Consider the following 13,913-nt stretch of genomic DNA (forward strand, 5'->3'; position numbering starts at 1 on the left):
TCGAGCGCAGTCAGTACATTGATTCTTCAGGGCACCGGCACCGCCAGCAACGCGTTCGTGAACTTTGGCACCCTTCTCGCTCAAGGCGACAACTGGACATGGAGTGGCAGCGGCAACTTCAACAGCGCCCAGTTGCAGACCGGCACGTTCAACCTTACGGGCACGCTCGGCGGCGCGACGACGACCGTGGCCTCTGGCGCAACCCTTACCGGCACTGGGACACTCACGGGCAACGTCACTAACCAGGGCACCGTTCATCCGGGGGACGGCAGCGGCAATGGGACTCTGACCATTGTCGGCAACTACACTGGGCAAAATGGCACCTTGAAAATTGACTCTGTACTTGGCAACGACAGTTCGCGTGTCGCCCCTCTCACAGTGAGCGGCGGCACGATCAACGGCAACACATCGGTTGCCGTCAATAATCTGAGCGGGCTCGGCAACCTGACCACCGGCAACGGCATTCCGGTGGTGCAGGCCGTCGGCGGCGCGACATCGACTGCGTCGGCCTTCGCGCTCGGCTCCTCGGTGAGTGCCGGCGCCTACACCTATTACTTGTATAAGGGTGGCACGACGGCCGACAGCACGAACAGTTGGTATCTCCGCTCGACGGTTGCTGCCCCCGTTGAGGTGACCGTCACAGATCCGGTCACCGGAGAGCCGGAAGTCGAAATTCTGACGCCCACGCCAAGTATCGGAACACCGCCAACCGCGACGCTCCAGCCCGGCGACGACCCGCTCCCCATCTATCGGATCGAGGTGCCCGTCTACTCGATGATGCCGGAGCTAGGCAGAACCGCAGGCTTCGCCCAATTGGCCACATTCCACGAGCGGCAGGGCCAGCAGGGATTGCTTGATGAACGTGGCTGGCTGACCGATGGCTGGGCTCGGGTGTGGGGGCAGACTGAGCAATTGCGTACGAAAGGCGATGTCACCCCTCAGTTTGATGGCAACATTGGCGGCATTCAGATCGGGCACGACGTCTTTGCCAGTCGCAGCGATTCGGGCCACGGCGACCATGTGGGGATTCTCGGCGGCTGGACGCGCGCGTCTGGTGACGTTCAAGGTCTCGCTCTCGGCATGCCTGATACGCACGCCGGTTCCCTGGGATTGGACATGTACAGCGCTGGTCTCTACTGGACTCACGTCATGCCCAGCGGTGCTTACACGGACGCCATCTTCTTGGCATCGTCAATGCAGTACCAAGCAAAGCCACTAAGTGGCCTCAATCGGAACGTCAATGGCAAGGGTCTCGCCGCGTCGCTGGAGACGGGCTGGCCGATTCATCTTTCGGAGACGTTGGCGCTTGAGCCACAGGCACAGATCGTCTGGCAAAGACAGAGCATTGACGATTTCAATGACGGAATTTCCAGCGTAGCGTTCAATAACGTCAACAGTCTGATGGCGCGTGTCGGCGCGAGGCTGGAAGCGAACTACGACGGCGCGCGCGGGTTGCTCCGCCCATACCTGCTCCTCAATCTCATCCACACCTTCGGAAACGATGGTCGCGTTCTGTTTGGAGGCAACACACCGGTGGTGACCAACTCCAACAGCACCGCCGCCCAGTTCGGCATCGGCGTCGCCGGGCGCTTTAACAAAGCAGCGAGCGTCTATGCCACGCTCGCCTATCTTACACAGCTTGACGCGACGCGGCAGCAATCCGTGTCGGCAACGTTAGGGCTTCGTTGGACGTGGTAATCAGCGAGATTTACTCCTTCAAAAGCACCTGTGGCACCACCTGCCTCACAAACTCAACAAGCGCGACCTGTGCCAAATTTCGCCGGGCGATGGCACCGGCAAGAAGAATGGTTCCACTTCGCCAGACGTCAACAGTTGCTGCTTCGACCTCAGTGTTCGCACGCTCGAGCTGCCCAAGTAGTTTCGCGTATTGGTCTGGAATGTCCACGTGCCCTCCTTTCGCTTTGGGATGCCTCCGCGAGGTTCCAATTTATCGTTCCTGAGGACTGTATCAAAGGATTTATTTCACGTCAGCAACTCGCTGTTGAGTTTGGGAAATCGCCCTATCAATGCATTGGATCGGTGTTGGCGTGATCAGGATTCGACGATGTCGAGATCAATGGCTCGTCGGACCTCGCTTAACAATTCTCGCGTAATGAGGTCTAGGGATTCGGCCTTAGCCAGTTTCAGCTTTCGGCTGCCCGGTGGCTCGATGAGTTCGACCCCGTCGCGCGGCGTAACGGTAATCGTGATATCCCATCGCAGCGCTCGCTCGCTGATCTGTATGCCAATCTCGCAACCGCGATAAGTCTCGCGCAGGTCAACCATCAGCTACTCCCACGTTTCATCAATTGGCCGGTCCGAGGTCTTGGGCCTCGATCGCCATTGCTTGCGCAACTTTGGTCAGGCCGGCACAGAGATTCCCTATCTCTAGGAGCGGAATCGCGAACGCAAGCCAGCCGAACCCGGGATGGCGAATCTTAATGACAGCACCGCCGCCCAGAGGGTCGGGACCAACCTGCCACTTGGGATCGTAAGCGGCCATCATTGTCAGGTGAGGAGGAGGCGGGTCTGCTGCTATAGGCGGGTCGATTTTGGCACGACAATGGCCGAGGACCGCTATCAAACGATCGAACATCTCAATCGCGACGGGTTCGTTCGGATCTCCATTCTGGTACCGCAGACCAGTTTGGTTACCGTCTTCAAACATTTCCACGATGAGAAGCGTTTCGGACATGCTGGCCCCCAGCACTAGATATACGTAGCGAGGTCTACAACATTCCTCACCTGCCTGCATTAATTTCATGAATCCATCCGACTTGCCCCCGGCGATCAGCGTTGTGCCCTGGCGACGTGTGCGACGGCGGAACTGGATACCGGAGTTATCGACCCCTTGCCTCCCATCGTCAAGCGAAATCTTGCGGTGCAGCGATTCACTGCCGTTGTGTGATCAAGTTGATACGGCCCCGTGCCATTTCGGCCGGTGTGGTCAGTCGGTTGGACCAGATCGAAGCATGGCAAGCCCACTTGCAGCCGCTGCTACTGAGGATGCGAAAAACATCGACGTGTATGTAAGTCGCTGACGAACGATTTTGGCCTTGGTCGGAGCGAGCACAGTGGTGACGTTTACGATGATGCGCATCAGTCGACTGAACGTACTCGCCCCACATCCCGGGATTCGTGTAACAGATGCCTCTGATTGCTTACTACCGCGTGCTAAGTGACTGGGGTTGCTTTCTCGCGGAATGAGTGGCGCCAGTTGCTTGTGAGAGATGGTCGCTTGATTCCGCACGCGACACATGCGGAGCAAACAAAGATGGACTGGCCGCCGAAGGCGGTAAAATAAATCAACGGCTTAGCCGTGAGGTGGCATACCCTACTTTACTTTGGTCTCACAGGAAACCGGAAAGTCGATCTCGCTCGAGTCGTGCCGATAAAAGCGCGGTATGCCGGGAAATAAACCGTGTTCGCTGAGCGGTTCGAGCTTGACGGCGTCCTCAGTACACGACTACCGAGCGGATCGACTCGCCGCGCTTCATCAGATCGAAACCTTCGTTGATCTGGTCGAGGCGCAGCGTGTGCGTGATGAGATCGTCGATGTTGATCTTGCCTTCCATGTACCAGTCGACGATCTTCGGCACGTCGGTACGGCCGCGCGCGCCGCCGAAGGCCGAGCCCTTCCACTCGCGCCCCGTCACCAGCTGGAACGGACGCGTGCTGATTTCCTGACCCGCCGCCGCCACGCCGATGATGAACGACTGGCCCCAGCCCTTGTGGCAGCATTCGAGCGCCTGACGCATGGTCGTGACGTTACCGATGCACTCGAACGAGTAGTCGGCGCCGCCATCGGTCAGTTGCACGATGGTGTCGACCACGTTCTCGACGTCGTTCGGGTTGATGAAGTGCGTCATGCCGAACTTCTTCGCGAGTTCCACGCGGCCCGGGTTGATGTCGACGCCGATGATCTTGTCGGCACCGACCATCTTGGCACCCTGAATGACGTTCAGGCCGATGCCACCGAGACCGAACACCACGACGTTTGCGCCCGCTTCGACTTTCGCCGAGTACACCACGGCACCCACGCCGGTGGTCACACCGCAGCCGATGTAGCAGACCTTGTCGAACGGCGCGTCGGAGCGCACTTTCGCCACGGCGATTTCGGGCACGACGATGTAGTTCGAGAATGTGGAAGTGCCCATGTAGTGGAAGATGGGCTTGCCGTCGAGCGAGAAGCGCGACGTGGCGTCCGGCATCAGGCCGCGCCCTTGCGTGCTGCGGATCGCCTGACACAGGTTGGTCTTGCGCGACAGGCAGAACTTGCACTGACGGCACTCGGGCGTGTACAGCGGAATGACGTGATCGTCTTTCTTGAGCGTGGTCACGCCGGGGCCGACGTCGACCACGACGCCCGCGCCTTCATGGCCGAGAATCGCGGGGAAGATACCTTCCGGGTCAGCGCCAGAAAGCGTGTAGTAGTCCGTATGGCAGATGCCGGTGGCCTTGACCTCGATCAGCACCTCGCCAGCGCGCGGCCCTTCCAGATCGACTTCCTCGATGGTCAGGGGCTTGCCGGCTTCCCAGGCAATGGCGGCTTTGGTTTTCACGTTAGCGATCTCCCTTGTTTGGCGCTTGCTCACGGCGCCCTACCGGCTCGGTTTGTGGCGCCTTCTCAAGCACCACCAACCCCGGCGTGCGCAAGGCAACCTCCTTCACTGCTTCGAAATACCGCACATAGCCCGTGCACCGGCACACGTGAGTGCCCAGCGATTCAGATATCCTCGCTGCCAGATCCTTCTGCTCGACGGGTGAGCGTTTGAATTGCTCGAGCAAGATCGTGGCCGCATTCACGAAACCAGGCGTGCAGTAGCCGCACTGAAAACTGAAGTGCTCGAGAAAGGCCTGCTGCACAGGCGATAGCGAAACCACCTCACCCGCTGCATCACGTATGGCATGGCCTTCAATGGTCCGAATGGTCCAACCATCGAACGTCAGTGCAGGCGTCACACACGACTGGAGTTCCTGACTCGTGCCATCCGGTTGATCGACGATCACCACACAGGCACGGCATACGCCCTGACCGCACCCCAGTCGCGAGCCGGTCAGACGCGCGTACTCGTGCAGATAGTCAATCATCATCAACGTTTCCGGCACCGGTGTCGGGCCAAATCGCTTGCCGTTGATAGTCAGCGTCAACGGACGGGTCTTGATCGTCATGCGAGCACCTTGAGAATTCTTTCGGGAGTGACCGGCAGTTCACGAATGCGTGCACCAATCGCATGGGCAACCGCGTTGGCGGCGGCCGGAATGGGGGCAACCATCGTCATTTCAGCGATGCCCTTGGCAATATCGCCCTCGGCCAACGGTGGCAGGATGTCAGCGGTCTGCTTCCATACGGCAACATCTTCGGCACGCGGCACGTGGTAGCGGCTGAGGTTCCAGTCGCCCTCGCCCGGGCCCCCGGCATAGGGCGGCATCTCCTCGAACAGTGCATGCCCAAGCCCCATCGCCGTACCGCCCTGCAATTGCCCCGAGACGAATTCCGGCACGAGCATCGTTCCGCAGTCCATCACAGAATGAAGGGCCACGATTTCCGTTTTTCCGGTCGCCACCTCGACGTCCACGGCGACCAGAGAGGACAACGATGCATAACGCGTCCACGTGCCGCGGCTCTTCGACGGCGGCGGGTATCGGACATCCCCGCGCGCGATCTTCTGCCAGACACCGCTCCCGCGAGAAACGGCGACTGCGTCGAGCGGCAGCCGGTCCTTCTCGCCATCGATCGCGAAGTCTGCCTCTGCCCACTCCCACCGATCGAAGCCGTGCACGGCAACTCCGCTCACAAATTTCATGGCATGCACGACACCTGCCAGACGCGGCAATGACAGCGGCGGCTGCCCCGCTAACGTCAGGTGGCCATCGACCCACTTCGCCGTGCGTGCTTGGGCCAGTCCGACGCGCCACAACTGCGCCGCTGCCGGTGCGATGCCGTGCATGAACATCAGCCGGCAAGCTTGGCGCGTGTAATGCGATGAGTAATACGCACTGTTGGTCGCGCTTGCCCCCGACGACAACCGGGGCGTCCAGCGCTGGTCTTTGGCTAGGCGAGTCTGGGTGGCCTCATCAATGCTGTAGGGATCCTGCGTCTCATGCAAATCGAGTTCGGACCAGTCCAACGCGCCCATCTCGACATGGCTCGCCGGCGTACCCAGCCATTGCGCGCAAACCAGCGCCTGTGTCGTGAGTGAGCCGGTACCGATCTCAATCACCACATGCTTGAGCCGGAGGGTGCCGTCGGGTGCCAGAACTACACCTGCATAGCCAGCCTCTGCAAAGTTGCCGAAACCCCGCTGAACGCAGGCCACACCCACGCCATATTTATGCCCCGGATGCGCCGCCTCGAAAGCGGCCTTGTCTTGAGCGCGGTTGCGCCACAGCGTATGTGCAGCCGTTTTCTTCAATACCTCGACAATCCGGCTGGGCACGACCGGCACATCGCCTGTAATCGTGGGAACCCCGGTCGGCAGCGCATTGGCAATGCGAAATTCAATCGGATCGATGCCCAGTTCGCTAGCGATTTCATCGACGAGCATCTCAATCGCGGGCTCGGCTTCCGTACCGCCGACACCCCGCATCGCCGATGCTGGCGGGGCCGTCGACGCGATGCCCACAGCGATCGAATCGACCTTCGGAATCGCGTAAATTGACGTCGCAGCACCGGCCGCCGCAAGGGTAATAATCGGCGTCCACATGCAGCGTCCGCCACCGTCGAGCTCGAATTTGGCCGAGAGCGTTTGCATCTTGTGTGTGCGACGATCGACTGCCAGCGACAAACGTGCTCGTACCGGGTGACGCTTCAGCCCCATCTGAAACTGCTCGAAGCGATCGAAGGCCAAGCGCACCGGACGCCCATCGCTGAACAGCGCCGCAACGGCACCATAGAACGGAAACGTATCGCTATCTTTGCTACCGTAGCCGACGGTGTGAGCCGGGTGCACGAAGATCCGCCCGGCCTTGATGCGGCTCGCCTTGAGCATGGCGTCTACCCCCGAGGCTTCGGCGCTGGGCGACTGCGTCGCCACCACCATATGCATTTCATGCTTGCGTGCGTCGTACCAGCAGTTGCAGTTGTTGGCCTCGAGTGCCACCGGGTCGATGAACGGCGAGTCGTAGTCACGGGAAAATACGACATGATCGGACGACGGCTTCGCAAGTTCGCGTGCAATGCCTTGCGCGTAGTGCACGCCCCGCTGCCCCGCGTCGCCGTGGGGATTGGCCTTCGGCCAGACCGGTTCGTTGCCGGAGAACCCCGTCGGCATCACATAGTCGTCGCTCAGCGCAGAGAATTCGTCCGGCGCGCCGTCCACAGCGCCGGCGACGCGCACGATCCGAAACGCGGCGTACGGTTCACGCAGCACGGGCGTCGCGGTACGCCCATACCGAATCACTTCCTTGCGGAATTTCAGTTGACTCTTGGCCAGCCGAAAACGTGCAAAGTCGTGATAGATCAGGATGGCAACGGGATGCCCGAAGAATGCCGGCGCACTGCCTTTGGGGAGCAGCAGCTGGTCGCCGTAAGGATAGATGTCCGGAAATCCGAGCTTGGCTGCGCGCAAATCGTGCTCCGTGACTGTTCGATCGGGTTGCAGGTCCGAGCCCAGCACCGAAAGATCGACACCTTCGAATACGGCGTCGACCCGCGTCGTCGCCAGCAGGAAGGCGTGCGATTGACGCGCTGGCCAATGCGGCATGTCCCACGCGCGAATGTCGCGCGCGAAGATCTTTTCTCCTGTCACCTTGGCCACGCCATCCGCACGAAACCGGGCGTTGCCGTGTTCGTCATACCAGCGCCGGGGCTCGAATACCTTGTCCTCGAACAGTGCCGCGAAGGCCTGACTGCCCAGCGGGGCCACGAAAACCGACGGCGCGAGGGCTGCCAGCTTGACGAAAGTTCTGCGTGAAAGCGTCATGTCGTTGAGTCTCGTGTCGTGTCGTTCAGGCCGCTGCGAGAACACCGGCCCCGCCGCCCTGCGTCAGTCCCGCCCCGCTTCCCAGAGCTTGCTCGCCAACCCGGCGGGGTCGGAGAACATGACCTGATGACTGCCCGGCATATGGACGACGCGACAGGGGAACAAGCGCTCGGCAAAGCGAGGGAACCACGCGTATTGCCCCGGCGGCATCGCCACGTCGCTCTGCGCATTCAAGTAAGTCTTCGGGATCGTCAGCGTCGCGAAGGTCTTGAGCGGCACCTTGTCGGTCAACATCCGGTAGGGCTCCGAGCTGAGCAGTTCGTAGGTATGCTTCGCCGTCGCCAAATCGGCGTCCGCGATGAACCCGTCGCGCCACACATGAAACGGCAGCATCACGGTGTTGTCGCCCCGTTCGGCAGCGATGGCATCCATCATCTGGTTATAAGGCGGCGGCGACACGTCGGCGATACTCTCGCCGTCACGCAACACGAACGCGTTCCAATACACCAGTCGGCGGATGCGCTCCGGCACTTCCTCGGCGACGCGAGACACGATGGTGCCGCCGAAACTGTGCGCCACCAAAACGAAGTCGCGTAGATCGTTCGCCACGATGTAGTCAACGATCGAACGCACCCCGTCGGCATGGCAGACTTGCTTGTCAGCTTCCTTGCCGTGTCCGGCAACGGTCGGGGTATGCACGGTGTGGCCGGCGATGCGAAGATGCTCGGAAACCGGCGCCCAAAGCGCGCCATCGTGCCAGGCACCGTGAATCAGGACGAACGTGTAGCGATCATTCATGGCATTGTCCATTGCGAGATGCGATCAAGAGGAAAAGGAAAACAGTCGTGCGGGCTCGGGGAAGTACAGCGGGTCGAAGGCTTTCAGCCGCGCGAAATCGGGCATCGTGCCGACACTCGCCACAGCCCCATCGTTCATATCGGCCACATGGCCGAGGCGCATCACGTCGGGCACACCGTGCGCCGACATGGCGGGCCAGTCGGTTGTTTCCCCGCCAGCCGGACATCCCGTATGCACGAAACGAGCCAACAGCGCGCGCATGGTTTCGGACAGCCGTGCGTGCCATACCCCTGCCCCGAACTTCGCGCGATAGAAATCGGTGTCGTAACTGCCGAACCAAAATGGCAGATCGGCGTTGTGCGGCGTGCCTCGCGCGGGCGCTGCCAGCGGCATGCCGAAATCGTAGTAGTACACGGCGCTTCCCTTGATGGTCGCCCGTTGCGCTACGCGCCATGTTGGATGCCGGTATGCGGCGTCGCTGTGAAGCGCCAACCATTGGTCTCCCGGGCCACGTACGGTGTCGTCGAGTTCGGCGAAATGTGCGATTAGCGCTTGCGCCTCCGGCCGACAGGCCGGGTCAGCGAAACGCAAGTCCAGCAGTCGCTCAACTGCCGCCCGTACACCCGGCACATCGGTCGGCAATGGCGCCGTCAACGACCGGGCTTGTAATGTGTCGTAGAGATCGAGCGAAAAGCTGCTCTCCGTGCGCGTGTTCCCGATTAGCATGGGCTTAGCGCCCAGCGAACGTGTACCGGGCCATGCTGGCGCACTCGTCGCGTCGCGCGTCGGCCATCGTCGAAACCGGCCCGTGCGCGTCTTGCAGCGGTAATCGCTAAAGAAGGCTTGCGTGCCTGCCGTCAACGACATGGCTGGAATGTCGCGCAAGCCCGCCACCGACGTTGCAAAATGCGCCGCGAGGTCCTCCACGCACGCCGCGAGATCCTCCGGTTCCGCGACATCCGGCGGTGCGATATACGGCACGCTGAACAACGCCAATTGATGAAATCGCGCCGTACTCGCGGGATGCTGCGCGAGCAAGATCGCGCTGATCGCACCGGCCGATTGGCCCATCACCGTGATCCGGTCGGGGTCTCCGCCGAATGCCGCAATGTTCGCGTGTACCCATTCGAGGGCGAACGCCTGATCCTGCAAACCCCAATTGGCCTGCGCGCCGGTCGACGCGTCATGCCAGTCGGGATGTCCGGCGAAGCCCAACACACCCACCCGGTAGTTCGGCGCGACGACGATCAGGTTGCCCTCGCGGGCGAGCACCGCGCCATCGCTGAGCGGCAGACTGTTGGCACCCGCACCGAACGCGCCGCCGTACAACCACAGCACCACGGGTAATCGTTCACCTGCGTCGCCCGTGCGCACCGGGGCCCATATATTGACGTTCAAGCAATCTTCGCCGACCCACGGCAATTGAGGATAGATCCACGACACGATGCCGGCCACCGTCTGGAGGGGCGCAGCCCCATGTGCACCGGCGTCGCGCACGCCCGTCCACGGCACTGCCGGCCGCGGCGAGGCGAAGCGTAGCGGCCCGACCGGCGGTGCCGCATAAGGCACCCCGAGAAAACGCATGACGCCGTCGGTCTGCCGTCCGGCGAGTCTGCCCGACGCACACTCGGCCAGACAAATCTCCTCTTGCGTCATACGGGTTCGCGCGACGCCGTCGCGTTGGCGCGCATGTCGTGCAGCACCGCCGCGCCTCGTGCGGGCCCGTCGTTCTCGATCTGCCGCTCGACCATGCGCCGGCCTCGCAACGATGCCGCATCAGCACGCGCCGAGATTTCGGCAATATCGCCTTCGCCGCCAGCGAGCATCGCCTCGATCTCTTCGAGCGCCTCGATGTCCTGCACCAACGCACTCTCGATCACGCTGCGCATCGCTTCGGTCATACGCGCATCGTCGCGCTTGAAATCGCGCGAAAAACCCCAGAAGTAGTGAGTCGTCGTCGCCGTCTCCGGCGTCACACCATGCAACACACGCAGGGAGCCGAAGTGGCGGCCAGGGTCGATGCCCCCACTCATCGCACTGTCGAAATCCGACCCCGTGGCGTGAAAGCTGGGCGCGAAGAATTTTTGGATCATGGTGCGATCGGTCAACCCTTCGAGACCGAAGGCTTTGCCGACCGGCAGATGATCGAGGCGGTCGCTCTTGATATAGCGCGCGACTTCCAGATGTGTTTCGCGCTCTTCGACGCTGACCGGTGCGGTCGCGACGCCCGCACTGCCGATGTTGTCGCTGTGCAGAAAGGACAGGTGCGACAAGTCGAGCAAATTCTCGTTGAGCAATTGGTAGCGCGCCTTGAGCGGCACACGCCCGCCGACCTCCGGCAGCCAGTCGGGGTCGTCGACCTTGATGGTGCGGCTATCGGGAATCAAGGCGATGTCCGCGAGCGCCGGGTCGCCCATCCATACCCACAGCCACTCCCAAGCCTGATGGACCGGGTATGCGCGCACGGCATAGGTCGGCGGCACACTGTCTTGCGACGGAATCGCCGTGCACTTGCCGGTGCAGTCGTAGGTCAGCCCGTGATACCCGCACTGCACGCTGTCGCGGACAAGCCTGCCCTTCGAGAGCGGGTAGCGCCGGTGCGGGCATCGGTTGTCGAGCGCGACCGGCATGCCGCTCTCGGTTCGATAAAACACGAGCGGCTCGCCGAGAATCTGGCGGGCGAGCAGTTCGCGCCCGACTTCGTGCGCCCAGGCGGCGATGTACCACTGGTTGCGCGGAAAGGTTTGGCCTTCTTTGAGGGGATACATATGACTTGCCTCCGTGTACCGGATGGCCGGGCGTGGGCAGGCTGTCATGCCCTACCCCGCCGGTCTGGTTATACGTGCCGCAGCGCAGCCGGGTTAGCGTTCCTGCCCCGCATTTCGCGTTTGACGATCATCTTCGGATCGGTAAAGCGTCCTTCGTCCATGATGACCTTACCGTCGACAATCACCGTGCAATCGCGCATGGGGATATCGCAATGCCCCATGGTTTCGCGCTTGCCGCCACCGAGCGTGTTCGGTCCGCACGAGAACAGGAAGTTGCCGGCAAAAACACGTGCATTCGCGCGATTGCGTTCGGGGACATCACCATACAACCCCGTCCAGTACCAACGTGCCTGTGGGTTCAGACCCCAGCCCAAATGCGAGATGGCAAACGGATCCATATCGTCCTCAGACGTCTTGTTATCCACCAGCCAGTCGCGAATCAGCTTGGCATCGAGCCCACCCTCGATCGACGTCATAAAGCCGTTTTCGACACGGATATCGACCGGATCGACCAGATATCTGCAGTACGGCAGAATCACCATGTCGCCCGGTTGCAGCACGACACGACCGTGTGCCGTTCCGTCGTTCGGGAACATTTGCACGAGCCCGCCGCCCCATAGGTCGAAATGCCCCGGCTCGTCAGCGGCCCCCCAGAGCGCGAAGGTCCGGTATTGCCCGCCCTGCCAGCGCAAGTCCGTACCGTCCTTGCGCACCAGTTGCGCCTCTTTGGCGTTCGCGAGAATGTTCTGCGAATGCAGCACGGCCTCCTTCATGCCGGCAGGCGACATCAATTCTTCGAGGTCGTCAGGCGCATCGTGCAGCAGCAAAATGCGACCGCCGGCCTTGAGCACGTGCTTCATCCATTCCGCCCACACAGGCACGTGAAACACCACAATCAAATCCGCCGCCTTGAGCGCTTCCAACGCGCCCTTGCATTCGCTGATGACGTCCACACCGACCCGCACCCAGCTCGGCACGGTGCCGAGGCGAATTTCATACGCATGCGCGCCGAGATCCTCGGCGGCGACTACCGCGCTGTTGATGTACTCGTCGCGAACCGTCAAATCGCTAAGGACCACCACGGTCTCTCCCGGCTTGACTTTGCACATCTCCAATTGCTTCTTGAACAGGCCCGGAATCCTTCCGCTGTTCAGCTCTTGCGCACGTACGGCTCCCTGTCTCATCGCACTCTCCTTTGACGTTCGACACCGGCGCTCGCAAGGGCCGGGTATGTGAGACAGATTAGTGAGATCCGGTCGCGGTGCCGCCCGCCGAATCGGATAGGTTGGGTGCAGAACGGGTGTCGCCAGACTCTTTGAGCTTGAGCCCATCGAGAATGCGGCGCGCCTGAATCGAGGCAGCATCCCCGCCGACGGTCACCACCGGAAAATCGAAGACGTCGAGCGCGCCGAGATTGCGTTGCTGCGCCTCGAACACCACCAGGTCTTCGGCGAACGCCGTGGCAGTGGCGCCATGGAAGAAGTCGGCAAATTTCGGGTCGTCAGGCGCAAAGTCCTGTGCGTCGCCCCAGAAGTAATGCGTCGTGTCGTCGGTCTGGGGGGTAATGGCGATCAGGTTCACCCAACTCGACGCTGCCTGCTCGGGCTCACCGGCAAACGTGGTTGACGGTGTGAATACCCATACGGCAGGCGCATACCATTGCGTCGTCAGCCGCCAATCGACCGCGTCCAGCCGATGAGTCTCGTAATCGAGCCCACGCTGCAAACACAGCCCCTTGACGAACGCCGGCCCGCCCGGCGCATTGAGCACCTTCCAGCGATGCTCTATGCCACCGTCGAGCAGCGAGAACTCATAGCTCCGTTCAACTTGCTCGCTACGCGCACGCATGGCTTCCCCCATGCGCTCCACCTTCAGCGTCTTCTCGTGAACGAATTCGGCGTGACTGCCATCGTGAAGATTGTCGACAATCAGTCGATAGCCCGCTTCGATCACGACGTGGCTCACGCGGGCATCCCACCCGGCCTTATCCAAGACGTCGAGCGCCTCAGGAATGGAGGCGTGATCGTCGCTTTTCGCAGGGTCGCCCATCCAGATCCAGATCAGGCCGTGGCGTTCTACGATCGGGAACGTCTTGACGTGCGCCTTGGCCGGAATCTTGTCCTGCCCCGGAATCTCGACACATCGTCCGGTTTCGTCAAAGCGGAAACCGTGATATCCGCAGCGCACGGTATCGCAGACAACCGCCCCTAGAGAAAGCGGCACATGGCGATGGCAACAGCGGTCCTCCAACGCGACCACATTGCCGTCCTCCTTTCGATACATCACGACGGGCACGTCGAGCAACGTGCGCGCGAACAGCTTGCCCTGAGTCACTTCACGTGCGATGGCTGCCACATACCAGGTATTCAAGATCAGCATTTTCAAACTCCGTTCAAGAGAGCGTCGCTTGCGACATTGGCGG

General features: G+C 61.4%; 12 protein-coding genes. 1 reads left to right on the plus strand and 11 read right to left on the minus strand.

The window, feature by feature from the left end; translation table 11 throughout:
• A partial coding sequence (locus CDV44_RS07345; protein ID WP_170935888.1) for an autotransporter outer membrane beta-barrel domain-containing protein occupies window positions 1-1,698 on the plus strand: 1,698 nt, incomplete at its 5' end.
• A gap of 10 nt (window positions 1,699-1,708) precedes the next feature.
• On the opposite strand, the gene CDV44_RS07350 is transcribed toward CDV44_RS07345, so the two are convergent.
• From CDV44_RS07350 to CDV44_RS07400, 11 genes are all read right to left on the minus strand, one after another.
• Window positions 1,709-1,906 carry a hypothetical protein gene (locus tag CDV44_RS07350; protein ID WP_087687446.1) on the minus strand — a complete coding sequence of 66 codons (198 nt, stop codon included), beginning with the start codon at window positions 1,904-1,906 and terminating at the stop codon, window positions 1,709-1,711.
• A 146-nt stretch (window positions 1,907-2,052) separates the two neighbouring features.
• Window positions 2,053-2,286, minus strand: a complete 234-nt coding sequence (locus CDV44_RS07355; protein WP_087687447.1) for a hypothetical protein — start codon at window positions 2,284-2,286, stop codon at window positions 2,053-2,055.
• Window positions 2,287-2,305: 19 nt separating this feature from the next.
• A complete protein-coding gene (locus tag CDV44_RS07360) occupies window positions 2,306-2,695 on the minus strand; it encodes a hypothetical protein (RefSeq protein WP_141118691.1) in 390 nt (129 codons plus the stop codon).
• Window positions 2,696-3,455: 760 nt separating this feature from the next.
• The gene (locus CDV44_RS07365) at window positions 3,456-4,562 is read right to left on the minus strand and encodes an S-(hydroxymethyl)glutathione dehydrogenase/class III alcohol dehydrogenase (RefSeq protein WP_087687449.1); all 1,107 of its coding nucleotides are present in this window, start codon (window positions 4,560-4,562) and stop codon (window positions 3,456-3,458) included.
• Window position 4,563: 1 nt separating this feature from the next.
• Complete coding sequence (locus CDV44_RS07370) at window positions 4,564-5,172, minus strand: (2Fe-2S)-binding protein (protein WP_087687450.1); 609 nt, start codon at window positions 5,170-5,172, stop codon at window positions 4,564-4,566.
• Window positions 5,169-7,925: a xanthine dehydrogenase family protein molybdopterin-binding subunit gene (locus CDV44_RS07375; RefSeq protein ID WP_087687451.1), complete on the minus strand. Its 2,757-nt coding sequence runs from the start codon at window positions 7,923-7,925 to the stop codon at window positions 5,169-5,171. The genes CDV44_RS07370 and CDV44_RS07375 overlap by 4 nt, the downstream gene beginning before the upstream one ends.
• A 63-nt stretch (window positions 7,926-7,988) precedes the next feature.
• Window positions 7,989-8,723 (minus strand): alpha/beta fold hydrolase, encoded by a 735-nt coding sequence (locus tag CDV44_RS07380; RefSeq protein WP_087687941.1) that lies wholly within the window; start codon window positions 8,721-8,723, stop codon window positions 7,989-7,991.
• Between the two features lie 24 nt (window positions 8,724-8,747).
• Complete coding sequence (locus CDV44_RS07385; protein ID WP_087687452.1) at window positions 8,748-10,379, minus strand: carboxylesterase/lipase family protein; 1,632 nt, start codon at window positions 10,377-10,379, stop codon at window positions 8,748-8,750.
• The gene (locus CDV44_RS07390) at window positions 10,376-11,491 is read right to left on the minus strand and encodes an aromatic ring-hydroxylating dioxygenase subunit alpha (RefSeq protein ID WP_170935889.1); all 1,116 of its coding nucleotides are present in this window, start codon (window positions 11,489-11,491) and stop codon (window positions 10,376-10,378) included. Before CDV44_RS07390 ends, CDV44_RS07385 begins: the two co-directional genes overlap by 4 nt.
• 68 nt (window positions 11,492-11,559) lie before the next feature.
• Window positions 11,560-12,675: a hypothetical protein gene (locus tag CDV44_RS07395; protein WP_087687454.1), complete on the minus strand. Its 1,116-nt coding sequence runs from the start codon at window positions 12,673-12,675 to the stop codon at window positions 11,560-11,562.
• A 58-nt stretch (window positions 12,676-12,733) separates the two neighbouring features.
• Window positions 12,734-13,870, minus strand: a complete 1,137-nt coding sequence (locus tag CDV44_RS07400; RefSeq protein ID WP_087687455.1) for an aromatic ring-hydroxylating dioxygenase subunit alpha — start codon at window positions 13,868-13,870, stop codon at window positions 12,734-12,736.
• Window positions 13,871-13,913: the final 43 nt, after the last annotated feature.

Origin of the sequence: Pandoraea sp. PE-S2R-1 (genome assembly GCF_002179865.1) — a bacterium.
Taxonomy (GTDB): domain Bacteria; phylum Pseudomonadota; class Gammaproteobacteria; order Burkholderiales; family Burkholderiaceae; genus Pandoraea.

Excerpts from the sequence above, each read along its gene's own strand:
- CDV44_RS07400 (WP_087687455.1), bottom strand. The coding sequence starts at position 13,870 with ATGCTGATCTTGAATACCTGGTATGTGGCAGCCATCGCACGTGAAGTG.
- CDV44_RS07390 (WP_170935889.1), bottom strand. The coding sequence starts at position 11,491 with ATGTATCCCCTCAAAGAAGGCCAAACCTTTCCGCGCAACCAGTGGTAC.
- CDV44_RS07375 (WP_087687451.1), bottom strand. The coding sequence starts at position 7,925 with ATGACGCTTTCACGCAGAACTTTCGTCAAGCTGGCAGCCCTCGCGCCG.
- CDV44_RS07355 (WP_087687447.1), bottom strand. The coding sequence starts at position 2,286 with ATGGTTGACCTGCGCGAGACTTATCGCGGTTGCGAGATTGGCATACAG.
- CDV44_RS07395 (WP_087687454.1), bottom strand. The coding sequence starts at position 12,675 with ATGAGACAGGGAGCCGTACGTGCGCAAGAGCTGAACAGCGGAAGGATT.
- CDV44_RS07385 (WP_087687452.1), bottom strand. The coding sequence starts at position 10,379 with ATGACGCAAGAGGAGATTTGTCTGGCCGAGTGTGCGTCGGGCAGACTC.
- CDV44_RS07360 (WP_141118691.1), bottom strand. The coding sequence starts at position 2,695 with ATGTCCGAAACGCTTCTCATCGTGGAAATGTTTGAAGACGGTAACCAA.
- CDV44_RS07370 (WP_087687450.1), bottom strand. The coding sequence starts at position 5,172 with ATGACGATCAAGACCCGTCCGTTGACGCTGACTATCAACGGCAAGCGA.
- CDV44_RS07380 (WP_087687941.1), bottom strand. The coding sequence starts at position 8,723 with ATGAATGATCGCTACACGTTCGTCCTGATTCACGGTGCCTGGCACGAT.